This window comes from Paenibacillus sp. FSL W8-1187 (assembly GCF_037965485.1).
Classification (GTDB): Bacteria; Bacillota; Bacilli; order Paenibacillales; family Paenibacillaceae; genus Paenibacillus_O; species Paenibacillus_O pasadenensis.
The window spans coordinates 1,450,193-1,474,718 of the sequence record NZ_CP150181.1 but is presented as its reverse complement, the minus strand read 5'-3'; the positions used below and the strand labels follow the sequence as shown (position 1 = coordinate 1,474,718).

Genomic DNA, 24,526 nt, shown 5'->3' with positions numbered 1-24,526 from the left:
TTCAGCTCACGTCCAGTTCGTTCGTCAGGATCGTATATTCGGACGGGTCGGTGCGCCAGCCGACGATGCGCTCGTTCAGGCCGACGATCAGGTTCGGATAGACGGCATAGGCGTGCGGCGTCCGGCTCATGGCGATGTCGACCGCCTCGCGGGTCAGGGCGATGCGCCGTTCGGCCTCGCTCGTCGCGTTCAGCGTCTTCATGACGTCCGTCAGCTCGTCGATCCGGATGTCCGCCGCATTCAGAGAGCCTCCCGGCATCAGCGCCGAATTCAGGAAAAAGCCGCCGTCTCCGCGCGGAGCGGACAGATTGCTGTAGGTGACCAGATCCCAGTCGCGATTTTGGCGGATTGTGTCGTCGATGTTCTCCACGGTCCGGATGTCGATCGCGATGCCGATCTTGGCCGCGTCCGATTGGAGCAGCTGCGCGATCAGCGGCAGCTCCGGGCGCGCCTTGTAGGTCAGCAGCTTGAGCGTAAGCTTCTTGCCGTCCTTGACGAGGCTGCCGCTCGCATCCGGCGCGTATCCGGCCTGCTCCAGCAGCTGCTTCGCCTTGTCGAGGTCCTGCTCCGCCGCCGCCGCGGTTCTCCCGAACGGCAGCCGGTCATTGAACGGGCCGTTCGCAGGAGCGGCATGTCCGAGCATGATGTCCTCGACGATGCTGCGGCGATCGAGCAGGACGTCGAACGCCTGCCGCACGCGCAGGTCGCCGGTCGCTTCCCCTTGCGGATTGAACAGCAGGAAGTGCACGCGCAGCCCGGGCTCCGACTCCACCTTGAGCTTGGGGTTCAGCCGGATCGCCTCGACCGATTCCGCCGGCAGCTGCGTCGCGATATCCGCCTCGCCGGACTGGAGAGCCAGCGCCCGCACGTTGCCGTCCTCGTTGAACCGGAAGGACACCTGCTCCAGCTTGGCGGCGCCGTCCCAATAGCCGTCATGCCGCTCCAGCTCGATGCGGGCGTCCTGCGCGAAGCTCGCGACGCGGAACGGGCCTGTGCCGACCGGAGCCGAGGCGATGGAAGCCTCCTCCTTCACCTGGATGATCGCCGTATGGGGATTCAGCAGCTCCGACGCGAGCGCAGGATGCGGCTCGAGCGTCTCCACCGCAAGCTTCTGGCCGTCCGCCGTCATCGAGCGGATCTTCAGGGCGAGCTTCATCGACTCGTTGCGGGCCATCGTCCTTTCCAGCGAAGCCTTGACCGCCTCCGCGGTCAGCGGAGAGCCGTCCTGGAACGTCACGTTGTCGCGAATGAGGAACTCCCAGCGCGACGCGTCGACGGCGGTCCAGCTGGCCGCGAGCCATGGCTTGACGCCGAGATCCGCATCCAGCCGCGTGAGCGTTTCCGCGATTCCCGCTTTGACCGTGATGATGTTGTCGGCGGGGTCCAGCGTGCTGCTCTTGACGTGAAAGAGCACGACGGCCCGCTTCGACGCCGCGGCTTCGGCCGCCGTCCGATCCTGATCGCCCGCTTTCGGCGCGGACGCGCCTCCGGAGCAGCCCGCCGACACGATCATGCTTGCCGAGATCGCCGTTGCCAGCGCGTATTTCTTCCATTTCTTCCATGCTGTAAGCGCCATGATGAATTCACCTTATCCGTTTCTGATAGTAATAATTACTGAATAAAACTATCATGAGGAATTCGATCGGTCAATCCTATCGGATGAAAAAAGAAAAAAGACCTTCCGCCTATGCGCGGAAGGTCGGATTTCCATTGGCGGGAGCTTTCTTTACCGCCGCTCCTTCCCGGAAGCCGTATTTCCAGCTGAAATGCTGTCCCGCCAGCAGCAGGACGGCGTAGAGCCATAAGCCGACCGGACCCGCAAGATTGGCGATCAGCACATGGAGCAGGCTTAGGCCGAGCAGCAGGAACATCAGCAGGAACGTGTGCCCCGCCCCGCCGACGTTGTTGCCGGTCGGAAAGGGCTCGGCGAACGGCAGCCGCCGCGGAATGACGCGGTAGCCGATGACGGCGAAGATCGACAGCGCCGGAATCAGTCCGGCCAGATGCGGCAGGATCGCCGTGCCGAAGAAGGCCAGGAACAGCAGCGTCGGCACGGCGAGCGCAGGCAGCCCAAGCCTCAGCAGCACGGCGGCGGCCGCGGCCCGGTGCACCTGCCCTTCGCGCAGGCCCGGAGCGGCGTGGAAGATCCATGCCGCCAGCGGCCGGCTCGAAAAGCGGAGCATCAAGAGCAGCATCGGCACCGCCAAGCCGGTGCCGTACAGCGCCAGGCTCCAATTCGGACTCAGCTCGTCCGTGCGGAATTCGTTGCTGGACAGCGTCGGCAGCACGAACAGCACCGGGATGATGACGGCGTAGCCGAGGCTCGGGTACACCTTGAGCTTGAAGTCCCGCTCCCGCGACAGCGACGCCAGAGAGAAGTCGAGCAGCGCCCGCTCGCGCGGGTCCCGCAGCAGCAGGCGGCCGAGCCGCGATGCCATCGGCATGCGGCGCCGGCGCTGCCGCGGACGGTCCGGGGCGTCCTTGGACGCCAGCTTGTGCAGGCTGCGCTCGAACGACGGCAGCAGCCGGAGGTAGAGCAGCAGGCCGAGCAGCGGCGCGGCCACGGACAGGACGGTACAGGCGATCAGCCAGCCGCCTCCCTGCCCGTCGATCAGCCCGTGCGGAGCGGCGAACCAGAGCGGCGGCACGAGCGTCCACCACCACTGCGCCTGCAGCGCCTGCTCGGCCAGGCTGAAGTTGAACAGCCGGACGGCGAGCTGGCTGCCGCCGAGCACGACGGCCGCGAGGAAAATCTGCACGTAGTTGATCATGTCTTTCAGCCGCTCGCCGTCCCACAGCCTCAGCACTCCGTAGTAGACGGCTGCCGTCAGGCTCATCAGCAGCGCCGCCTGCAGCGCCGCGTGGACCGCATAGACGGCCGCGGATGCCGGGCCGTGCGCCAGCAGCACCGCCAGCAGCGGCAGCGCCGTCAGCGCCGAGACCGTCCAGCCCAGATAGACGGCGGCGTGGAGCAGCCGCGCCATGCCCGCCGTCTTGGGCGAGACCGGCCGTACGCCGAGGATCGTCCGGTCCCGCGTGTCGAGCAGCGTGGTGGAGAAGTCGGACAGCAGCAGCGACGAGAGCAGCAGCATCTGGACCGCGGACAGCATTCCCATGCGCAGGATCGGCTGCTCGAGGAAAACCGCCATCGGGACGAGGAACAGGCTGATGCCGACGTAGATCCAGAGCGAGGAGAAGAACGAGCTGCGCAGCTCGTCTCCCTCCGTCTTCCTGGTCCCGCTGAACGCGTTCATCAGGCCGGTCGGCCGCCGCCGGCCCATCGTCAGCTTGGCCTGCAGGATGACGCGCAGCGCCGGGAAGTCATAGCCCGCGCGGGTGAAAGCGCCGCGGAAGCGGTCGAGCAGGCGGATCGAGAGGAACTCCTTCATAGCCACTTCGTCTCCTCGGACGCTTCTGCGGCGAGCTGCTCCGGCGTCATCGCGATCGTGCTGCAGAACTGCTCGGCGATCGCCTCCTGCTCGTCGAAGCCCGTCATCCGGTTGAAGATCCGCTCGAGGCTGCCCTCCTCGCTGCGGGCCTGCAGCTCGGCGAAGCTGCCGTCCGCCGCCACCTGGCCGTCGTGGAGCAGGACGATGCGGCTGCTGATCTTCTCGACGACGTCCATGATGTGCGACGAGTAGAAGATCGCCTTGCCCCGCGCGGCCAGCCGCGTGAGGATTTCCTTGACGACGGCGACGCTGCCGGCGTCGAGGCCGCTGAGCGGCTCGTCCAGGAAGATGACGTCGGGATCGTGCAGCACGGCGGCGGACAGCATCACTTTTTGGCGCATGCCTTTGGAAAAGGAATCGATCCGGCGGTCGACCATCTCCTCCAGCCCGAACAGCGCGAGCAGCCGCTCGCCCTTGCGCTCGGCCGCCTCGCGCGGCAAGCCGTACAGCTGGCCGCTGAACGCGAGATACTCGCGGGCGGTCAGCATGTCGTAGATCTCGGCCGTCTCCGGCACATAGCCGATGCGGGACTTGTACTCGTAGCTGCCGTACGAGATGTCCTGGCCGAGCACCTCGATATAGCCGTCATAGCCTTGCTCGAGGCCGAGCAGCAGCTTCTGGGTCGTGCTTTTGCCCGCTCCGTTCGGGCCGATGTAGCCGATGATCTGGCCGGGGTACGCCTCCAGGTCGATGCCCTTCAGCACCTGCTTGCTGCCGTACCATTTGCGCAGGTTCCGCACGCGGATGACCGGCTGCGCGGACTCGTCGAGCGGCTGGGCGGCAACGCCGGACAGCGGGGCGGAATCGCCGGACAGGGGAGCGGAGTCATGAGGCTGGCGCGCGGAGCCGTGGGGCGGCTGAGAGCGGTTTTGCCGGCCGTCCTGGACGGAGGATGAGTTCGTAGGATGAGTGTCGAAGGAAGACAAGCGGATACCACCTTTCGGATAAATGCATATCCCTCATTCTACCAGATTAGGCGATGTCCGGGGGATGGAAGTTGGAGCTGCATCGCGGGAAGCAGGGCCGCGCGCGAAAAAAGCGTCCCTCCCGCGAAGCCGCTCGTCAGCATGACGAGCCGCATCGCGGGCGAGGCGCCGGAGGCGGAGCCGCTATTTCATCTGGATGCGGATCTGGTTCGGGCCGGTGCGGCTCAGCACGCGGTAGCCGTTCGCGGCGGTCGTGGCGACGCCTCCGCTGCCCGGCAGGCAGTAGCCGTTCGGCGCGCAGCTGCCGTCGTCGCGCACGAGCAGCTTGCCGATCAGGCCGACCGGCGCCCAGCCCGGCAGCAGGCGCCGGGGCACGAACGGAACGGTCGGATCGTAAACCGGGTCGACGACCGGCTGCTCGACCGCATAGGCCGGCGCGATGACGGTGCCGTCCGGAGCGAGTTCGGCCGGGATCGTCACTGTCTCCAGCACGATCCGCCCCCACTCGTCGCGCAGGTAGGCATCCGGGCTGCGCAGCTCGGCGGCGTCGCCGACGAGCGTCGGCACGGCGCTCGTGACGCCGAGCACGTAGCCGTCGGCCGCCTCGGCCGGACGGATCTGCTCGCCCTCCAGCGTGACGAAATAGCCCGGCTCGATCGGGGCTCCGTCGACCGTCTCGTACAGCTCCGCATAGTCGGCCCCGCCGCTGAAATAAGAGCCGTCGATGTACATGTTGCCCGTCGAGCCCTGCAGGACGGCCGCGAGGCCGGGATTGGCCGCCGACGTGCCGTTGGCGACATGCCAGGAGTACGGATAGAGCGTCGTGCCGTAGCGGCCCATGATGTGGGAGCCGGCCTGGTCGGCCGTCGTCTGCAAGCCTTCGGCATGCGTATAGTTGCCGCTGGCGGTCGTATTGCCGCCCTCGGCATGGGCGCGGCTGCCGGAAGCGACCGTCGAAACGCCTTCGGCGTGGGAGCCGTAGCCCGAGGCTTCCGTCGTCAGTCCTTCGGCATGGGCGTAGCTGGCCGTGGCGGAGGAGCCGCTGCCTTCCGCGTGGGAGGCATAGCCGGATGCGGTCGTCTGATAGCCCTCCGCATGCGTGTTGAACGCGCTCGCCACCGTCAGCGAGCCTTCCGCATGCGCGTAGTTGTCCAGCGCCTGCGTCTGGTAGCCTTCCGCATGCGAGAAGTTGCCGGAAGCGGTCGTGAGCGATCCTTCCGAGTGGGCGGATGTGCCGGAGGCGATCGTATCCGCGCCTTCCGCATGCGAATTGTCGCCGCTCGCCTCCCCGTTGAAGCCTTCCGCATGCGAGTTGATGCCGAGCGCCCGCCCCGTCGAGCCTTCGGCATGGGAATTGGTGCCTTGGGCAAGCGTCGCGTTGCCTTCCGCATGCGAGTTGCCGCCGGAGGCGACGGTCGTGTTGCCCTCCGCGTGGGCGGCGAAGGCGCTGGCCGTCGTCGCGGCGCCTTCCGCATGCGAGTCGTTGCCGGAAGCGATCGTCGCGTTGCCCTCCGCATGGGCGGCGTAGCCGGACGCCTGCGTCTCGTAGCCCTCCGCGTGGGAGTTGAAGGCGGTCGCCGCCGTCAGCGAGCCCTCCGCATGGGCGTACGTGCCGGACGCGGTCGTCTGATAGCCTTCGGCGTGGGAGAAATTGCCCGAGGCGACCGTATTCGAGCCTTCCGCATGCGCCGTCGTGCCGCTGGCGAGCGTGGCCGCGCCTTCCGCATGCGAGCTTTCGCCGCTCGCCTCTGTGCTGGCTCCTTCCGCATGCGCGTAAGGGCCGAACGCGTCCGTCGACCGTCCCTCGGCGTGCGAGGCAAGGCCGGATGCTTCCGTGCCAAGGCCTTCCGAATGGGCTTGGTCGCCGGCTGCCCTCGTGCCGGAGCCTTCGGCGTGCGAGGCGGCGCCGATCGACCGCGTGCCGGTGCCTTCGGCATGCGACGATTCGCCTTCCGCCGAGCTCGATTCCCCCTCGGCATGAGCGGCCGGGCCGCTCGCCGTCGTTCCGGAGCCCTCCGCGTGCGAAGACGGGCCGGACGCCGTCGTTCCCGAGCCCTCCGCGTGCGCCGCATCCAGAGAGGCCGCCGTCCGGTAGCCTTCCGCATGCGAGGCGGAGCCCGACGCCGTCGTTCCCGAGCCTTCCGCGTGCGAGCTGTCTGCGGCGGCCGTCGTCTGGTAGCCCTCCGCGTGCGCCGCCGTCCCGAGCGCTTCCGTACCGCTCCCCTCCGCATGGGACACGTCGCCCGCCGCCAGCGTGCGCGAGCCCTCCGCGTGCGAGGCTTCGCCGGATGCGGTCGCATAGCTGCCCTCCGCATGGGCGGCGTCCGACAGCGCTTCGGTCGTGAATCCTTCCGCATGCGAGGCGGAGCCGGCTGCGACCGTCGTCGAGCCTTCGGCGTGGGAGCTGTCTCCGGCCGCATTTGTCCGGTACCCCTCCGCATGCGCCGCGCTTCCAGAAGCGACCGTCTCGCTTCCCTCCGCGTGCGACGCCGGTCCGCTCGCCGTCGTGTCCGCTCCGCCAGCATCCGAGCACGGTCCTATTGCCTGGCGGTTGCATTGCCCGTCCATATTCGTCTCCATCCTTCCTCAGCGTGTAGCCGCAAGTGAATTGTTGCATCTTATGCGAGTCAGCGTCCGAGGGGACGAAAAATGACGTAAAAAGGAAGCGATGCCGCAGCACGCTCCCTCGCTTGCGCCCGAATGAATGCAGTCCTCGCTCCGCTCCGCGCCTCCAGGCGGCTGCAACCCGATTTTTTCGGGCTGCAGCTTCTGCTTCGCGCCTCCAGGCGACTGCAACCCGATTTTTTCGGGCTGCAGCTTCTGCTTCGCGCCTCCAGGCGACTGCAACCCGATTTTTTCGGGCTGCAGCTTCTGCTTCGCGCCTCCAGGCGGCTGCAACCCGATTTTTTCGGGCTGCAGCTTCTGCTTCGCGCCTCCAGGCGGCTGCAACCCGATTTCTTCGGGCTGCAGCGCATCCCTTATTGCCTACTGGTAGCCCTCCTCGAACCCCAGTTACTCGGTTTTTCCGCGCATCTCCCTCGCCGGGGCCCTCCTTGAACCCCAGTTGCTCGGTTTTTCCGCGCATCTCCCCCGCCGGGGCCCTCCTCGAACCCCAGTTGCTCGGTTTTTCCGCGCATCTCCCCCGCCGGGGCCCTCCTCGAACCCCAGTTGCTCGGTTTTTCCGCGCATCTCCCCCGCCGGGACGCTCCTTGAACCCCAGTTACTCGGTTTTTCCGCGTATCTCCCCCTCCGGGGCCCTCCTCGAACCCCAGTTACTCGGTTTTTCCGCGCATTTCCCCCGCCGGGGCCCTCCTCGAACCCCAGTTGCTCGGTTTTTCCGCGCATCTCCCTCGCCGGGGCCCTCCTCGAACCCCAGTTACTCGGTTTTTCCGCGCATCTCCCCCGCCGGGACGCTCGTCCGAGCCCCGCTGCTGAGCCGCCCGCCCCGGTGGAGGCGAACTAGGGCCCTGGAAGCCCCGAAACGCCTCGCCGCAACGCGCCTAGTCAGACACGGCCGCTCCCAGCATCCCTTTTGGCGGCGGCTCGAACGGTCCGGGCCGCTGCCGGATTTTGGATAATGGCCCTCGCGGCTGGGCACACTTCTCACAGACCAGGCCGCAACGCTGCCTGGACGGAAACGCGTAAAAAGGCGGCGGTCATGGATGAAACCGACATTCAGCTGGGAAGGCACGGAGCCGGGCATGCTGCAGCCGCTGCCGCTCGATCCCGATGCCGGCCGGCTGCTCGAGACGATCCGCCAGGACATGGGCGGGAGCGGCGATCTCGTCATCCGACGGTTCGGCGATCCCGCCGCTCCGTCGCCTCCCGCCGCGCTCGTCTACATCGACGGCATATCCGATGAGGAGACGGCCGACCGCTACATCTCCGACGTGCTGCAGGCGGCCGGAGCGGAGGAGGACGGGCTCGCCCCTCCGGCAGCGGCCGTCGCTTCCGCCGCGCTGCGGCTGCTCGGCACGATCGGCAGCGGCGATCCGGTCCCCGACATGGCGGCGCTTTATGAGCGGCTGCTGAGCGGCAGCGCGATTCTCGTGCTGGACGGCAGCGAGCTCGCCTTTGCGGCTTCCAATGCGAAGTGGAAGAGCCGCGAAATCGCCGAGTCGCCCAACCAGACCGCGATCCGCGGTCCGCGGGAGAGCTTCACGGAGACGATGCGGGTCAACACGGCGCTGCTGCGGCGCAAGATCAAGGACCCTCGCCTGTGGATGGAGTCGATGCAGCTCGGGCGCATGACCAAGACCGAGGTATGCCTCATCTACATCCAGGGGCTGGCCAAGCCTTCGGTCGTGGAAGAGGCCCGCTCCCGGCTGCAGGCGATCGATATCGACGGCGTGCTGGACAGCGGCTACGTGGAAGAGCTGATCGCGGACGACCGGCGCTCTTTTTTTCCTACGATAAAAAACACCGAGCTCCCCGACAGCGTCGCGGGCGAGCTGATGGAAGGCAAGATCGCCATCCTCGTGGACGGCTCGCCGGACGCGTTGATCGCGCCGGCCCCGTTCTTCACGTTCATGCAGTCGGCGGAGGACTACTATCAGGCCGCGCTTTACTCCAGCCTGCTGCGGATGCTGCGCCTGCTCGGCCTGTTCATCGCGCTGCTGCTGCCGTCGATCTACATCGCGATTACGACGTTCCACCGCGACATGCTGCCGTTCACGCTGTTGTTCAGCCTGATGGCGCAGCGCGAGGGCGTTCCTTTTCCCGCCTTCGTCGAGGCGCTCGTCATGGAGATCACGTTCGAGATCCTGCGCGAGGCGGGGCTGCGCATGCCGCGGCCGATCGGCCAGGCCGTGTCGGTCGTCGGCACGCTTGTCATCGGGCAGGCGGCGGTCGATGCGGGCATCGTCTCGGCCGCGATGGTCATCGTCGTCTCGGTGACGGCGATCGCGACCTTCACGCTTCCCTCGTACAGCATCTCGATCCCGATCCGCATGCTGCGCTTCGCGTTCATGGCCGTCGCCGCGTCGTTCGGGCTGTACGGCATCATCCTGGCGCTGCTGCTGCTGCTGCTTCATCTCTCCTCGCTGAAGACGTTCGGCGAAAGCTACATGTCCCCGATCGCGCCGCTGCGCACGCGCGGGCTGGCCGATACGCTGGCGCGGGCGCCGCGCTGGACGGGCTTCCTGCAGCCGATGCTGTCCCGCCGCGCCGGCGCGAGGCGGTACCGGGACCGCCGCCACGATTAAGGAGCGTGATTTTCCGTGCGGAAACGAATGCGAATCTGCCTCGTGCTGTCCTGCCTGCTGCTGCTGAGCGGCTGCTGGAGCCGGCGCGAGCTCAACGACCTGCTCGTCGTGCTGGGCATGGGCATCGATTGGGTTGACGGGCAATACCTCGTGTCGTTCCAGGTCGTCAATCCGAGCGAGATCTCTTCCAAAACCAAAGGCGCGAGCCGGGCTCCCGGCACGCTGTACCAGGGGCGCGGCAATACGATCTTCGAGGCGGCGCGCTCCTTGACGACGCAAGCGCCCCGCCTCATGTACCTCGGCCATCTGCAGCTGTTCGTGCTGAGCGAGGAGATCGCGCGCCGCGGCGTCGCCAGCGTCATCGACAGCCCTTTGCGGGACAACGAGGCGCGCATGGACTACAACGTCGTCATCGCGCGCGGCGCTACGGCCGCGGAAATCCTCGACCTGTATACGCCGCTCGAGCGGCTGCCTACTTACAGCATGCAGCAGTCGCTGCGCACGTCGGAGCGCTCCTGGGCGCCTACGGTGGCGGTCACGATGAGCGACATGATCAACAAGCTGTCGGACGACGGCCAGCAGCTCGTGCTGACCGGCATCGAGATCGAGGGCAGCCGCAAGCAGGCAGGCAGGCCCTCCAACCTGACCGGATTCCGGCCGGCCGCCTCCTACAACTACCGCGGCATCGGCGCCTTCAAGGGCGACAAGCTGATCGGCTGGCTGAACGAAAAGGAGAGCAAGGGCTTCACCGATCTGACCGACAACCTGGACAGCACCTCGATCGAGCTGCCCTGCTCGCCGACCGGCTATACCGGCATCGAGGTGACGTCGTCCGTCACGCGCCTCATGCCGCGATTGCGGGACGGCAAGCCCGAGTTCCTCGTCAAGATCTGGGCGCAGGGCGACGTCGTCGAAAATGCCTGCTCGATGGTGGACTTCAACCGCGACGCGACGTTCGTCGATTTGGAAAAGCGGTCGGAGAACATCGTGCGCAGCAATGCGGAAGCCGCGATCCGCTGGGCCAAGAGGCACGAGACGGACGTGCTCGGCTTCGGCAGCGCGCTCGCCAAGAAGCATCCGGCTTACTGGGAGCGGGCGAGGGACGATGGGAACAGCAGCGGCTTCTCCCAGGCCGCCATTGTCTTCGATATCGACGTCGTCATCCGCAAGACCGGCACGATCGGCAATTCCGTGAAGCCGAAAGAATAGGAGGAACGCGAATATGTACGCCCTGCTGACCGGATGCTTTTGGCTTGCGGCCGCCGCGGCCCTGGACCGGCGCGAGCTGCTGCGGCGCGGCCGCAAAAAGGAGCTCGTCCTGGCCGCAGCCATCGGCCTCGCCGGACTGCTGCTTTTCGCGGCGCACGGCCTGCACGTTCCGCTTCCCAATCCGCTCGATCTGACAAGCCTGTTCCGCGGGGGGAAGACCGGATGAAGCCGATCGGCAACGGACGCATCTCCGCGCGCCAGTTCAAGATCATGATCGTGTTCAGCCTGATCGGCGACTCGATCCTCATCCTGCCCAACCTGATGGGCAACATCTCCCATCAGGACGCCTGGCTGTCTCAGCTGGCGGCAATCGCATGCGGCATGGCGCTCGCCTGGGCGTATGCCGCCCTGCTCGGCCGTCTCGGCCGCCTCAGCTTCGTCGGAGCCTGGACGGCGCTGCTCGGACGCATCGCGGGCAGCGCGCTCGGGCTCGTCTATGCGTACGGGTTTTACGCCATGGTGCTGGCGCTGCTGGCCGAGATCAGCCTGTTCATGCGCGCGCAGATGATGCGCGAGACGCCGGCAGAGGCGATCATGCTCGCTTTCCTGATCGTCATCGCAGCGGGCCTGCGGTACGGCATCGAGACGTTCGCGCGGACGAGCGAGCTGCTGTACCCGATCTTCATCGCCATGTTCCTGTTCCTGTCATTGTGCCTGCTGCCGCAGATCAAGGCGGATCAGCTGCTGCCGATCGCCGGAGCGGGCATGCCGCAGATCGCCGAGGGCTCTTTTCTCTCCTTCGCCTACGGCTTCCTGGAGTCGGCGGTGCTGCTCATGCTGACGCCTTACCTGGAGGATGACCGGAAAGCGGCGCGCTCCGCCATATTCAAGGGCTTCCTGACAGGCGGGCTCATGCTGTTCCTCATCCTGCTGCTCTGCGTGCTGGTGCTCGGGCCGAGCATGATGGAGCTCAAGCATTATCCGACGTTCCAGCTCGCCCAGCGCATCGAGATCGGTCGGTTCCTCGAACGGCTGGAAGCCCTCCTGACCTTTCTCTGGATCGTCACCGTGTTCTACAAGGCGCTGCTCTACAGCTTTTCGCTGCAAAAAACGATAAGCGAGATCGCGCGGCTGCAGGACGACCGCATCCTCGCCATGCCGCTCTGCCTGCTGATGCTGGCGGGAGGCATGATCAGCGTGCCGAACATCGCCGCCTATAACGAGCTGATCAAGGCGCAGTTTCCGTACTACGACCTCATCCTCTACCTCGGCGGGCCGCTGCTGCTCCTGCTGCTGCTCGCCATCCCGGCGGCGCGGCGGCGATTGGAAGCCCGGCAGCCGAGGGCGGGGTGAGTCTGGGGCAGGGTGAGTCGGGTAAGCGCGGCGGGAACGGGCGGGCGAGGGAATGAGCGCACAGGCAGCGAGGCGGGGCAGGAGCGGGGTGAGACGGGGTCCAGGGGCGGAGGCGCCCCCTTTGCCAGCCATGCGGACTCGCACGACAGCCAGACCGTCAGCACGAAGAGCCGCCGCGCAAGCATACCTCGCGCTGGCCTCGACTCGAACGTTGGGCTGGCGCTAACTCGATAAAATCGACTTAACCCGCTCCGAATCGGGCGTGCGGCTGCATTAGCTCGATAAAATCGACTTAACGGGACTGGGCTCGGATCGGAGGGAGCAGAAAACGAAAAAAAGCGTTCCAATCCACATGCAACGTGGATTGGAGCGCTTCTTTAGTTTGACTGCTGACGGGATGCGCCAATTCGAGGGTCTGACTCATTCTAACGACGGCTGAGACGCTTAGAAGGCATGATTGAGCCTGTTCGAAAATTTAACGACGAATCAGACGCTAAGAACTGCGAAATCCTCGGTTCACAGCTTATTCAGGGGCCATTTTCTTCGCTAAGCGCTTCACGCGTCGCTAGATTTTAGAGGGGGATGAAATCTGCGCTTTAACAAGCTGATTCGTCGTTAGCCAGCCGTGAGGTCGCGGGCTCCGCAGCAGAAGCGGAATACGCCTGGTCTGCTAACTCTAACCCCGGCTGGCCACCTCGCTCGCATGATGCTCGCCCAGCTCGTCTACGCACCGGCTCCGCAGCCACCCGCCTGCCTGTGCTCCGCCGTTCGCCGCCTGCTCCGCCCGCCTACCCACCAGCTCTGCCCGCCTGCCTCCGCACCTGCCTCCGCACCTGCCTCCGCACCAGCTCCGCCCGCCTGCCTGCGCTCCGCCGCCTGCTCCGCTCGCCGCTGCTCCCGCCTGCCTCCGCACCGCTTCGCACCTCCGGCTCCGCGCACACCGCGCCGCGCCCGGCTCCACGCCAGCTCCGCCCGCCTGCCTGCGCTCCGCCGCCTGCTCCGCTCGCCGCTGCTCCCGCCTGCCTCCGCACCGCTTCGCACCTCCGGCTCCGCGCGCCCCCGCCTGCCTGCGCTCTGCGCCCGGCTCCGCGCGGCGCTAGCGGCGCGCGGCGCGCTTCAGCAGCGCCGCGCCATGCGCCGGCAGGGCCAGCTCGGCGCCGGCCGGCTCGCCGGACTCGAAGCGGACGAGTCCGCTCTCGCCGAGCCGCACCTGCGCCGCCGCGCCGGAGAAGTTGAGCACGAACACGTAGTCGTGCTCCCCGTCGCTGCGCAGCTGCGCGGTCACGCCCGGCGGCAGCTCCGCCTCCAGCGCGCGCGCCACGCCCGCCTCGCGGACGAGCGCGCCGTACCACGCCCCGTAGAACGCCTCATCGGCCACGCGCGCGGCCAAGTAGTGCACCCGGCCCTCGCCGAAGGCGTGGACCGTCAGCGCCGGCCGCCCGGCGTAGAAGTCTTCGCCGTACTCGCCGACGACGTCCGCGCCTTCGGCGTGGATCAGCTCGCAGATCTCGTGGATCCGCCAGCTGCCACTCAGGCCGAGCGGATTGCCCTCGCGCAGCACGAGGCGGTTCTCCTCGCCGTCGTGCAAGCCCTCGATCTCCTCGGCCCAGACGCCCGCCGCCTTCCGCAGCGGTCCGGGGAAGCCGTCCAGCCGGCACAGGTCATGCTCGTCGACGACGCCGCTCCAGTACGTCATCGCGACCGTGCCGCCGCCGCGCACGAACGCCTCGATGCGCTCGCCGGCGTCCTGCCGCAGCAGGTACGTCATCGGCAGGATCAACAGCTTGTAGCCGTCCAGCGGATCGGCGGAGCCGATGACGTCGACCGGCACGCCCATTTCCCACAGCGCCTTGTAATGCTGCACGACCGTCTGCTCGTAGCGCAGGCCGCCGTTGCGCGGTCCCTGCGCGTCGTTCACCGCCCAGCGGTTGTCCCAGTCGAAGACGATCGCCGTCTCCGCCGGCACGCCCGTGCCGACGAGCTCCGTCAGCCCGGCCAGCTCGCGGCCGAGCTCGGCCACGTCCTGGAACACGCGCGTATGCTCATGCCCGACATGGTCGACGACCGCGCCGTGGAACTTCTCGCTCGAGCCGCGGCTCTTGCGCCACTGGAAATACTGCACCGAGTCGGAGCCGTGCGCCACCGCCTGCAGCGAGCTGAGGCGATGCATGCCCGGACGCTTGAGCTTGCTGACCGGCTGCCAGTTCGTCAGGCTCGGCGTGCTTTCCATGAGCAGGAACGGCTGCTGCTTGAGCGAGCGGAACAGGTCGTGGTTGAACGCGAACCAGGCGGCCGTGCCGGCGTCGCTCGCCTGCGAATGCCACATCGGGTAGGCGTCCCAGCTGACGACGTCGATGACCTTGGCGAGCTCGCGGTAGTCGAGGTCGTAGAACAGGTCCATCAGGTTCGTCGTCGCCGGCAGCTCCGGATTGGCCGCCTTCAGCGGCGCGATCTCGGCGCGGCAGAAGTCCGCCGTCTGATGCGTCACGAAGCGGCGCCAGTCGAGGTTGTGGCCATGCACCATCGTCTCGCCGTGCGGCGCCGGGGACTCGACCTGCTCCCACGACGTGTACGTATGGCTCCAGAACGTCGCCCACCAGGCGGCGTTCAGCGCGTCCAGCGAGCCGTAGCGCTCCTTGAGCCACGCCCGGAACGCGTCCTGGCAATAGCCGCAGTGGCATTCGCCGCCGTACTCGTTGGAGATATGCCAGCCGAGCACCGCCGGATGATGCGCGTAGCGCTCCGCCAGCTTGGCGTTCATGAGGCGCGTCTTCTCGCGGTACGCCGGCGACGTGTAGCAGTGGTTGTGGCGCATGCCGTGCAGGTTGCGCACACGGTTCGCCCCGACGCGCAGCACCTCGGGGTACTTCTCCGACATCCAGGCCGGACGCGCGCCGCTCGGCGTCGCCAGCCAGGCGTAGATGCCGTTTTCGGCGAACGTGTCCAGCAGCCGGTCCATCCAGCCGAACTCGAAGCGCCCTTCCTCCGGCTCCAGCGCCGCCCAGGCGAAGATGCCGACGGACATGACGTTGCAGCCGGCGAGCTTCATGAGGCGGATGTCCTCCTCCAGGACGGCGGGATCATGCTGCCACTGGTCTGGGTTGTAATCCGCTCCGTGCATCATGACGGGCAGCTTCGGGCTGACCGGGGGGAATTTGAGTTTTTTTGCCATAGTAGCCTCTCCTCTCGGTTGAAAAGCCGCGAGCCGCCCCCGCGAGGGGACGGCTGCAGCTGGACGGACGACGGTCGCGGGCTCCTGCAGCCCTGCCGATGAATGAAATCGCGGGACGGCGCTGTGGCCTAGCTCTGTCGCCTTTCCTCAAGGCCAGGAGCCGGGCGGCATGGCCGCCGCTCGTTTCCTTACTTCTGCGCTGCGAGGAACGCGTCCACCTGCGCCTGCATCTCGGCCTGCACCTTGTCGATGCCGGCGGCCTTAAGCTGCTTGATCAGGTCGGCGTGGCCTTTGTCGATGTCCTTGATGAGGCCGTATTCCAGCGGAATCGCGTAGCGCGTCATGACGTTGCCGATGTTGGCGACCTCCGCCTTGACCTTCTCGCCGTTGAACACGAACGTCTCCAGCGGGAAGTGGTAGATCTTGGACTGCCAGCTGTTGAAGATGTCGTCCGCTTCCTTCGGATAGGACGCGTCCTTGCGGTTGAGCGGCGAGTTCCAGCCCCAGTTGGAGAAGCCGGTGTAGTTGCCTGCGGCCGGTCCGGCCGTATACTTGTCGTCGCCCTCCGGCACGTAGTTCTCGCCGGAAATGCCGTACATCGTCAGGTCGTGGATCTCCTTGTCGTTCTGAAGCAGGTCGATCAGCATGAGCGAGCGCTCCGGATTTTTGCTCGTCGCGTGGACCGCCATGCCGTTCTGGGTGGAGATGGCGGCGATCTTCTTGCCGTCCGGCGTGATGTCGGCGATGGCGACCTCGAGCGACGGGTTGTCGCGGCGCATCTCGGCCAGGTTGGAGCCGGCGGTGCCGAGGTTCTGGGCGGCATAGGAAGCGACCTTGCCGGCCTTGATGTCCTGCCAGACGTCGTTTTTGTTGCTGACGACGTTTTTGCTCCAGACGCCGCTGTCCGCCAGATCCTTGTAGTACACGAGCAGATCCTTGAACTCCTGGGTGTCGTAGATGTTGAAGATCTGGCCCGTGGCATCGTCCATCTTGTAGGCGAGCGGCAGCGTCGTGTCGACGAGGTTCCAGTCGTTGTGCTGCTCCAGCGTCGCCTGGTCCATCTCATGCCATTTCCAGCCGTCGCCGGCCTTCGCGCCGTAAGGGATGATGCCCTTCTCGTTCGCCGCAATCGCTTTCAAATACTGGGCGTACGTGTCGAGGCTGTTGATCTCCGGCAGGTTGTGCTTCTTGCGCAGGTCCTCGCGGTACAGGACGACCTTGTCGTTGACCTCGACGTTGTTGTTCGGCACCATGTACAGCTTGCCGTCCACCTTGGCCTGGTCCCACGATACGGCCGGCATGCTCTCCATCGTCTGCGGCGCGTACTTCTTCAGCATATCCTCGGTCAGCTCCAGGAAGCCGCCCTTCAGCGCCTGGTCGTTGTAGTACGCCCAGTTCGCCGTGTACACGAGGTCGAAGTCCTCGTTCGCCGCGAACTTGAGCGGGTACTTCTGGTTCCAGTCGGACCAGTCGAGGAACTCGACGTCGACCGTCGCGTTGATCTTCTCCTTGAGCTTGGCGTTCAGCTCGCCGAACACCTTGTCGTAGTCGACCGGCTTGCCGCCGACGAGGATCATCTTGAGCTTGACCTCCTGCGACGTGTCGACCGCGCCGGACGACTCGCCCGCCGCTGCGGACGGAGCCGGCGAGGCGGTCGGAGCCGCGGACGGCTCGGCATTGCCGCCGCCGCTGCAGGCGGAGAGGATGGCGGTCAGCGACAGCGCGGCTGCCAGCGGAAGCAGGGTTGCTTTTTTCGTTTTCATTTTCATGGAATGTTCCCCCTATATGAGTATAAGAAAGGACTAGCCCTTCACGGACCCGATCGTCAGGCCTTGCACGAAGTAGCGCTGGATGAACGGATAGGCCAGCAGGATCGGCCCGATCGCGGTGACGGTCATCGCCATCTTGAGGCTCTCCGTCGGGATGCTGAGGCTCACGACCGCGCCGGAGCTGATGAGCGCCTTGCGCATGCCGTCCATGTTGCCGAGCATCTTGTACAGGTAGTACTGGAGCGGCATCAGGTTGTCGTTCGAGACGAACAGCAGCGCGTTGTACCAGTCGTTCCAGTAGCCGAGCGCCAGGAACAGTCCGATCGTGGCGAGCGCCGGCTTGGCGAGCGGCAGGATGAGCTGCCAGTAGATCCGGAAGTCGTCCGCGCCGTCCATCTTGGCCGACTCGACGATCGCCTCCGGGATGCCGCTCATGAACGACTTCATGACGATGATGTAGAACACGTTGAGCAGCATCGGCAGCACGAGCACGATGAACGTGTCCTTGAGCTGCAGGTAGTTGACGATGAGCAGGTACCACGGGACGAGCCCGCCGCTGAACAGCGTCGTGAAGAAGAAGAAGAACGAGAACGAGTTGCGCCAGCGGAAGTCCTTGCGGGACAGCACGTACGCCGTCATCGACGTCAGGAACAGTCCGGCGAAGGTGCCGAGCGCCGTCACGCCGATCGTGACGCCGTAAGCCCTCAGGATCTGCTCCGGGTACTGGAACAGCAGCGAGTACGCCTCGGTGGAGAACTCCGTCGGCAGCAGCTGGAAGCCGTGCTCGATGATCGAGCTCTCGCTCGTCAGCGAGGAGGACAGCACGAGCAGGAACGGCACGAAGCAGTACAGCGCGAGCAGCGCCAGCACGGCGTAGCCGATGATGCGGAACAGCAGCATGTCCCGGCGGACCGCCTTGCTGCGGACCGCATCGGATGCGGCCGCAATCGCAGCTTGGTTTTTCATGTCGGATGGACCTCCTTTCTAGAACAGCGCCCGGTCCTTGTCGTAGCGGCGGACCGCCCAGTTGGCGACGAGGATCGTGACGAAGCCGAGGATCGACTGGTAGAAGCCGGCCGCGGCCGACATGCCGATGTCGTTGTTCGCCGTCAGCGCGCGGAACACGTACGTGTCGATGACGTCGGTCGTCGAGAACAGGATGCCGTTGGTGCCGACCATGTTGTAGAACATCCCGAAGTCGCCGCGGAAGATGTTGCCGATGGCGAGCAGCATGAGGATGATGAGCGTCGGCATCAGGTTCGGGATCGTGATGTGGATGATGCGCTGGAAAATGTTCGCGCCGTCGATCTCCGCCGCCTCGTACATCTCGCGGTCAAGGCCGGTGATCGCGGCCAGGTACATGACCGTGCCGTAGCCGAGCGCTTTCCACGCCGAGATGAGGACCAGCAGCAGCGGCCAGTAGGCGGCCGTGTTGTACACGTCGATCGGCTCCATCCCAAGCCAGCCGAGCACGGAGTTCAGCATGCCGTAGTCGTAGTTGAACAGGTTGTAGGCGATCGCCCCGACGACGACCCACGAGATGAAGTACGGCAGGAACAGCATCGTTTGGAAAATCTTGCGGAAGAACGGCCGCGCCGCCTCGAACAGCAGGATCGCCGCCGCGATCTGCAGCACGTTGTTCACGATGATGAACGCGATATTGTACAGCGCCGTGTTGCGGGTGACCCGCCAGGCGTCCCCGGATTCAAAGAAGAACCGGAAGTTGTCGAGTCCGTTCCACGGACTGCCGAAAATGCCTCCGTTGTAATTGAACTGCTTGAACGCGAGCACGATCCCGGCCATCGGGATGTAGGCGAACAGCAGGAAGAACAGAACGGCCGGCAGCAGCATGAGCAGGAGGACGCGGTACTTGCTGACGTCCGACCAAAAGCCGCCTCGGTTCATGAGCCCCTCTCCTCTCGGTGTTGCGGTCTAGTCTGGCTTACGGTCCCATTATAGGTCCGCAGGCCCGCTTTTCGACATTGGGAGGAGCAACAATAACCGATACTTTTTCAACGGGAGGGGAAAGGGACGGGAACGGGCGAGCAGTGCGGGCAGAGCGGCAGCGCGGGCAGAGCGGCAGCGCGGGCAGCGCGGTGGAGCGGGCAGCGCGGTGGAGCGGGCAGCGCGGCAGTGCGGGCAGCGCGGGCAGCGCGGCAGTGCGGGCGGAGCGGCAGAGCGGGCAGCGCGGTGGAGCGGGCAGCGCGGCAGTGCGGGCAGAGCGCAGAGCGGGCAGCGCGGGCAGCGGGGCAGCGCGGCAGTGCGGGCGGAGCGGCAGAGCGGGCAGAGCGCAGAGCGGGCAGCGCGGGCAGCGCGGCAGTGCGGGCATAGAAACCGGTATCCGCTTCGCGGAGCGGGGACTCGTTCCGATCTCCCTGGAGCCCAGATTCCTTTGATCCCATTTTCCAAAACGGAAGGAATCCGGCCTCCAAGGGAACCGCTGCCGCTTCTCCACGAGCCCCCGTCCGCTTCGCTCTCTGGTTTCGACGATAGGTTCGCTGCCTTCGCTCATCACCGACTAGCCCTATCACCGATACAATCGGTTAGACGCTAATGCCGCCCCCGCTCCGCTTCGTAGAGACTCGCTCCGATCTCCATGTAACCAGGATTTCTTGATCGCATTCTCCGGAACCCTCGAAAGCTTCTATAACGAACTGAACCCCCGGGAAAATTGGGTTCTAGCTGCCCGCAAGCTCGTCTCTCTGCCCTAACCCGAATAAATCGGCTTACAGCGGCTCGCCAGCCCGGCTTTCAGGCTCTAACCCGAATAAATCGGGTTGCAGCAGCTCACTAGCCCGGCTTTCAGGCTCTAACCCGAATAAATCGGGTTGCAGCAGCTCACTAGCCCGGCTTTCAGGCTCTAACCCGAATAAATCGGCTTACAGCGGCTCGCCAGCCCGGCTTTCGGGCTCTAACCCGAATAAATCGGGTTGCAGCAGCTCACTAGCCCGGCTTTCAGGCTCCAACCCGAATTAATCGGCTTACAGCGGCTCACTAGCCCGGCTTTCAGGCTCTAACCCGAATAAATCGGCTTACAGCGGCTCACTAGCCCGTCTTTTAAGCTCCAACCCGAATAAATCGGGTTGCAGCGGCTCGCCAGCCCGGCTTTCAGTCTCTAACCCGAATAAATCGGCTTACAGCGGCTCGCCAGCCCGGCTTTCAGGCTCCAACCCGAATAAATCGGCTTACAGCGGCTCGCCAGCCCGGCTTTCAGGCTCCAACCCGAATAAATCGGCTTACAGCGGCTCACTAGCCCGGCTTTCAGGCTCCAACCCGAATAAATCGGGTTGCAACGGCTCGCCAGCCCGGCTTTCGGGCTCTAACCCGAATAAATCGGCTTACAGCGGCTCACTAGCCCGGCTTTCAGGCTCTAACCGACACGCCTGCCTACCGGAGTTACTTGATTTGACCTCGCATCTCCGACCAGTTCGGCCCCTGCTTGCCCGAGTTACTCGGTTTTTCCGCGCATCTCCGACCGTTCGGACCTCCGTTTGCCCGAGTTACTCGGTTTTTCCGCGCATCTCCGACCGTTCGGACCTCCGTTTGCCCGAGTTACTCGGTTTTTCCGCGCATCTCCGACCAGTTCGGCCCCTGTTTGCCCGAGTTACTCGGTTTTCCGCGCATCTCCGACCAGTTCGGCCCCTGTTTGCCCGAGTTACTCGGTTTTCCGCGCAACTCCGACCGGTTCGGCCGCGTGCCGAGCGAGCTGCCGTCCCCCAGGTATGCGGGGGACGGCCCACTCTCCCAAAAAATGGGGGAGCAGGCGACGCAGGGACAAGGCAAGCGAAGCGAGACGATGCCTTTCGGAGAAGCGGCAGCGGTCCTCTTGGAAGACGGATGGCCTCCGCCTAGGAGGTCGGGCAATCAGGGCATCCGGCTTCCAGTGGAATCGGAGAAAGGCTCGGCTCGCGCAGCGGGCTTCTTGTCCATCAGAGTGGCTCGGCTCGCGCAGCGGGCTTCTTGTCCACCGGATTGGCTCGGTTTGCGCAACCTCTTTAACGCCAAAAAAAGCGGGCTATATGCCCGCCTTCTTGCGGTATTCGCCCGGCGACATGCCGGTCGCCTGCTTGAACTGGCGGTTGAAGTAGACGATGTTCTTGTAGCCCATCCGATCGGCGATCTCGTAGATCTTGAGCGTCGGCTCCTCGAGCAGGGCGCAGGTGAGCTTCAGCTTGCGCTCGAGCAGATAGTCGCTGAAATGCTGGCCGGTCTCCTCCTTGAACAGATGTCCAAGGTAGTTCGGCGTAAAGCTGAACCGGGCGGCCGTCTCCTTGAGCGTCACCTTCTGCTCCAGCCGCTCCTCGACATAGGCCTTGATCTCGTCGATCAGCTTGCGGCTGTGGCGGCGGCTCTTGATGAGCAGCAGCTCCGACAGCTCGAACAGCCGCTTGCGCAGCCAGGAAAGCAGGTCGTTCATCGTCTCGAACTGGAACATGACGCCGGGCTCATGCGTGTCCCACTTGAGCAGCTCGTACAGGTTCTCGTCCATCGCCTGCAGGTCGGCATGCAGCTTGGACGTCAGGCGCAGCACGAGCGGGTACGCCTCGCTGCGGCGGAGCCGGCCGGAGCCGCCGAACAGCTCCAGCAGGCAGTCGTCGATCTCGACGAGATCGTACTGCAGGATGGCGGCGAGCATCCGGTCGACGACCGCCTCCTGGGCGGCGGACGGACCTTCGTCGCCGAGCGGCTCGGGACTCTCGCGCAGGACGCGGTTTTTGCCGAGCAGCCATTTGGCGCTCAGCGCCGCCTGCGCCTCTCGGTACGACTCCGGCAGCTCCTGCCAGCGCGCCGCCGGACGGCCTACGCCGATCGTGACCGTCAACGGGAAGCGGCGCGCGAGCTCGGCGACGAGCTCCTCGAGCCGCGGGTCCGCGCCCGCCCGCGCGATCAGCACGGCCCGCGCGCCCGGCAGGCCGGCCAGCATGAGCCCGAGCTGCCGGCGCTCCGCGAAGTCGTGCAGGAACGCGCCCATCGCGGCGATATGGCGGTCGCGCTCCGCCTCGCCCAGCGCCGCGGCCTTCCACTCCAGATCGTCGATCTCGATCAGCGCGCAGCTGGCGCCGTGCTCGGCGGCCGGCAGCAGGTAGGGCTGCAGATGCTCCTCCAGCAGCGGCGAGCGGTCCCCGCCGAGCCAGCGCAGCAGCAGCTCCCGCGCCGCCAGCGACAGCGCCTCCGAGACGCTGCGGCTCGCCCGCTTCTCCTGCTCGACGTCGCGGCAGAGCGTGCCGAGCATCGCCAGCAGCTCCTCGTCGTCGACCGGCTTGAGCAGATAGCCGGACGCGCTCAGCCGCAGCGCCTCCTTGGCATAGTGGAAGTCCTCATGGCCGCTGATGAACACGATCTTCACATGCGGGCGGGCCTCCTTCGCGCGGCGGGCGAACTCGATGCCGCTCATGATCGGCATGCGGATGTCCGTCAGGATGACGTCGACCTGCTCGCGCTGCAGCAGGTCGAGCGCGGCGAAGCCGCTGCTCGCCGTGCCCGCCACCTGCACCGGCAGGCCGCTTCCCGCGACGCGCCGGCGCAGCCATTCCAGATCGACGGCCTCGTCGTCGACGAGCAGCACCCGGATCGGCATTGCTTCGTTCATCGGCCTTCCTCCTTTTCTTCCCGCACGATGCCGTCCTCCCACTCGCCCTCGGCGGGGAGCAGGATGCGCACCGTCGTCCCGCCGCCAAAGACGCTGCCGACCTCGATGCCGTAGCGTTCCCCGTAGCGCAGCCGGATGCGCTCGTCGACGTTGCGGAGGCCGTAGCTGCCGCCTGCGCCGGCAGAGCCGGACGCCCGGATCGCGGCTGCCGGAGCGGGAGCGGACGGCTCGCCCGCGAGGCCGGATGCGGCAGGCGCGGCAGCGGAGCCGGCCGTGCCGGAGCGCAGCCGCTTCAGCGCCTCGGCGTTCATGCCGACGCCGTTGTCGATCACCTTGAGCTCCAGATCGGCGCCGAGCCGGCGGGCCGTGATGCGGATGGCGATGCTCTCGCCGTACCAGGCATGCTTGAACACATTTTCCACGAACGGCTGGAGGATCAGCTTCATCACCCGCAGCTCGCCGATGTCCGGCTCCGCGTCCAGATGCACCGAGAAGGCGTCGGCGTACTTCACCCGCTGGATGTCGAGATACGTCAGCACCTGCTCCAGCTCCTGGCCGAGCGGGATGAGCACGCGCCCCTCGTTGAGCGACAGCCGGTAGAAGCGCGACAGCCCCTTGACCATCTCCGTCACCTGGCGCGTCTCGCCCATGTTGGCGAGGCTGCTGATCGTGGACAGCGTGTTGTACAGGAAATGCGGGTTGATCTGCGCCTGCAGCGCCTCGAGCTCCGCCTGCTTGCGCTTCTGCCCTTGCGCGAACACGCTGCTGATCAGCTCCTTGACATGCTCGGCCATCGTGTTGAACGCATCGGCGATCTGCACGAACTCGTCCTTGCCGGAGAAGCGGATCCGCTTCTCGAGGCTGCCGTCCTGGAACGACTGCACGAGCGTCACGATCTTGCGCATCTTGCGCCCGGACAGCCGCGCCACCATGAAGCCGATGAGCGCCATCACGGCGAAGCTGACCGAGCAGACGCCGACGATGACGAGGCCGAGCCGGCGCGCGTCCTCCTGCAGATAGCGCTGCGATACGACCGCCTGGATGACGTAGCCGCTGCCCGGCACCGCCTCGCTCAGCGTCAGATGGCCGGGCGCGTCCGCCTCGTGGGCGTCGCCCTTTTCGTACAGCGTCCGTCCGCTCGGCTGGTCGAGCAGGCGCAGCGTCATGCCCTTCTCCACGGGGAATGCGTCGAACCGTCCGAGCAGGTCGTCGAGCCGCGCCGTGATGCGGATGTAGCCGATCGCCGTCTGATAGTCGCTGTAGGAAAGGAGACGCGTCAAATGCGACAGCTGCCGATGCTCCGCGTCGCTCTCCACCTGCATCCAGCGGCTGCCATCGCCGGCTCCGGCCTGCTCGGCCCAGGCGCTCCCGCGCAGCCTGTCCGCCGACAGCACATAGTAGTCGCTGCGCTCGATCTTCGTCGACGGATCGTCGCCCTCGATCTCGTACAGATCGGGATTCGTCGTGTACAGCTCGATGCGCAGCGGGTTGCCGAACAGCTGCAGCGGCTCCTGCAGCTTGGGCACGATCTCGTCGAGCATCGTGAGATACGCCTGCAGCTCGTCGCCGCGCTTCTGCAGCGCGCGCTGGAACGGCACGCTGCCGAACAGCGTGTCGGAGATGCGCTTGATCTCCTCCATCTGGTAATGCATGTTCGTGCGGGTCTGCTGCATCGCCGCCTGGATGTTCGTGCGCGCGATCTCCGTCCGCGACTCGACGAGCATCCGGTACGAGATCGTGCCGATCAGGGCGTCGGTGACGAGCACGAGCAGCAGGTACGGAATCATCATTTTATAGGAATAAGGGATATAGGACTTTCTCTTCGCTCCTGACATCGCTGCCGCCTCCACCCGG

General features: G+C 65.8%; 14 protein-coding genes. 4 read left to right on the top strand and 10 right to left on the bottom strand.

Annotated features, from left to right (window positions below):
• Position 1: 1 nt before the first annotated feature.
• The 4 genes from nikA to NYE40_RS06335 all read right to left on the bottom strand — a co-directional run bounded on the left by nikA (position 2) and on the right by NYE40_RS06335 (position 6,943).
• Positions 2–1,576: a nickel ABC transporter substrate-binding protein gene (gene nikA, locus NYE40_RS06350; RefSeq protein ID WP_339279580.1), complete on the bottom strand. Its 1,575-nt coding sequence runs from the start codon at positions 1,574–1,576 to the stop codon at positions 2–4.
• A gap of 109 nt (positions 1,577–1,685) precedes the next feature.
• Positions 1,686–3,389, bottom strand: coding sequence for a hypothetical protein (locus NYE40_RS06345; protein ID WP_339279578.1), 1,704 nt, complete (start codon positions 3,387–3,389; stop codon positions 1,686–1,688).
• Positions 3,386–4,243 carry an ABC transporter ATP-binding protein gene (locus NYE40_RS06340; RefSeq protein ID WP_339280026.1) on the bottom strand — a complete coding sequence of 286 codons (858 nt, stop codon included), beginning with the start codon at positions 4,241–4,243 and terminating at the stop codon, positions 3,386–3,388. Before NYE40_RS06340 ends, NYE40_RS06345 begins: the two co-directional genes overlap by 4 nt.
• A gap of 315 nt (positions 4,244–4,558) precedes the next feature.
• Positions 4,559–6,943: a peptidase G2 autoproteolytic cleavage domain-containing protein gene (locus NYE40_RS06335; protein ID WP_339279576.1), complete on the bottom strand. Its 2,385-nt coding sequence runs from the start codon at positions 6,941–6,943 to the stop codon at positions 4,559–4,561.
• A gap of 1,094 nt (positions 6,944–8,037) precedes the next feature.
• Here NYE40_RS06335 and NYE40_RS06330 point away from each other — a divergent pair.
• Genes NYE40_RS06330 through NYE40_RS06315 form a run of 4 tightly spaced genes read left to right on the top strand, consistent with a single transcriptional unit; the run spans position 8,038 to position 12,141 of the window.
• Positions 8,038–9,579, top strand: a complete 1,542-nt coding sequence (locus tag NYE40_RS06330; protein WP_084137555.1) for a spore germination protein — start codon at positions 8,038–8,040, stop codon at positions 9,577–9,579.
• Between the two features lie 15 nt (positions 9,580–9,594).
• Positions 9,595–10,788, top strand: a complete 1,194-nt coding sequence (locus tag NYE40_RS06325) for a Ger(x)C family spore germination protein (RefSeq protein ID WP_028600403.1) — start codon at positions 9,595–9,597, stop codon at positions 10,786–10,788.
• Positions 10,789–10,801: 13 nt separating this feature from the next.
• Positions 10,802–11,014 (top strand): hypothetical protein, encoded by a 213-nt coding sequence (locus NYE40_RS06320; RefSeq protein WP_028600402.1) that lies wholly within the window; start codon positions 10,802–10,804, stop codon positions 11,012–11,014.
• The gene (locus NYE40_RS06315) at positions 11,011–12,141 is read left to right on the top strand and encodes an endospore germination permease (protein ID WP_028600401.1); all 1,131 of its coding nucleotides are present in this window, start codon (positions 11,011–11,013) and stop codon (positions 12,139–12,141) included. Before NYE40_RS06320 ends, NYE40_RS06315 begins: the two co-directional genes overlap by 4 nt.
• Before the next feature lie 1,096 nt (positions 12,142–13,237).
• On the opposite strand, the gene NYE40_RS06310 is transcribed toward NYE40_RS06315, so the two are convergent.
• From NYE40_RS06310 to NYE40_RS06285, 6 genes are all read right to left on the bottom strand, one after another.
• A complete protein-coding gene (locus NYE40_RS06310; RefSeq protein ID WP_101808687.1) occupies positions 13,238–15,313 on the bottom strand; it encodes a beta-galactosidase in 2,076 nt (691 codons plus the stop codon).
• A gap of 188 nt (positions 15,314–15,501) precedes the next feature.
• Complete coding sequence (locus NYE40_RS06305; RefSeq protein WP_339279572.1) at positions 15,502–17,082, bottom strand: DUF3502 domain-containing protein; 1,581 nt, start codon at positions 17,080–17,082, stop codon at positions 15,502–15,504.
• Between the two features lie 33 nt (positions 17,083–17,115).
• Complete coding sequence (locus NYE40_RS06300) at positions 17,116–17,982, bottom strand: carbohydrate ABC transporter permease (RefSeq protein WP_052333593.1); 867 nt, start codon at positions 17,980–17,982, stop codon at positions 17,116–17,118.
• An 84-nt stretch (positions 17,983–18,066) separates the two neighbouring features.
• Positions 18,067–18,987 (bottom strand): ABC transporter permease subunit, encoded by a 921-nt coding sequence (locus NYE40_RS06295; protein WP_028600397.1) that lies wholly within the window; start codon positions 18,985–18,987, stop codon positions 18,067–18,069.
• Between the two features lie 2,110 nt (positions 18,988–21,097).
• Complete coding sequence (locus NYE40_RS06290; protein WP_339279569.1) at positions 21,098–22,672, bottom strand: response regulator; 1,575 nt, start codon at positions 22,670–22,672, stop codon at positions 21,098–21,100.
• Positions 22,669–24,507, bottom strand: a complete 1,839-nt coding sequence (locus NYE40_RS06285; protein ID WP_339279567.1) for a sensor histidine kinase — start codon at positions 24,505–24,507, stop codon at positions 22,669–22,671. Before NYE40_RS06285 ends, NYE40_RS06290 begins: the two co-directional genes overlap by 4 nt.
• Between the last annotated feature and the right edge of the window lie 19 nt (positions 24,508–24,526).

Excerpts from the sequence above, each read along its gene's own strand:
- nikA (WP_339279580.1), bottom strand. The coding sequence starts at position 1,576 with ATGGCGCTTACAGCATGGAAGAAATGGAAGAAATACGCGCTGGCAACG.
- NYE40_RS06345 (WP_339279578.1), bottom strand. The coding sequence starts at position 3,389 with ATGAAGGAGTTCCTCTCGATCCGCCTGCTCGACCGCTTCCGCGGCGCT.
- NYE40_RS06335 (WP_339279576.1), bottom strand. The coding sequence starts at position 6,943 with ATGGACGGGCAATGCAACCGCCAGGCAATAGGACCGTGCTCGGATGCT.
- NYE40_RS06330 (WP_084137555.1), top strand. The coding sequence starts at position 8,038 with ATGAAACCGACATTCAGCTGGGAAGGCACGGAGCCGGGCATGCTGCAG.
- NYE40_RS06320 (WP_028600402.1), top strand. The coding sequence starts at position 10,802 with ATGTACGCCCTGCTGACCGGATGCTTTTGGCTTGCGGCCGCCGCGGCC.
- NYE40_RS06315 (WP_028600401.1), top strand. The coding sequence starts at position 11,011 with ATGAAGCCGATCGGCAACGGACGCATCTCCGCGCGCCAGTTCAAGATC.
- NYE40_RS06310 (WP_101808687.1), bottom strand. The coding sequence starts at position 15,313 with ATGGCAAAAAAACTCAAATTCCCCCCGGTCAGCCCGAAGCTGCCCGTC.
- NYE40_RS06305 (WP_339279572.1), bottom strand. The coding sequence starts at position 17,082 with ATGAAAATGAAAACGAAAAAAGCAACCCTGCTTCCGCTGGCAGCCGCG.
- NYE40_RS06300 (WP_052333593.1), bottom strand. The coding sequence starts at position 17,982 with ATGCTGCTGTTCCGCATCATCGGCTACGCCGTGCTGGCGCTGCTCGCG.
- NYE40_RS06295 (WP_028600397.1), bottom strand. The coding sequence starts at position 18,987 with ATGAACCGAGGCGGCTTTTGGTCGGACGTCAGCAAGTACCGCGTCCTC.
- NYE40_RS06290 (WP_339279569.1), bottom strand. The coding sequence starts at position 22,672 with ATGAACGAAGCAATGCCGATCCGGGTGCTGCTCGTCGACGACGAGGCC.
- NYE40_RS06285 (WP_339279567.1), bottom strand. The coding sequence starts at position 24,507 with ATGTCAGGAGCGAAGAGAAAGTCCTATATCCCTTATTCCTATAAAATG.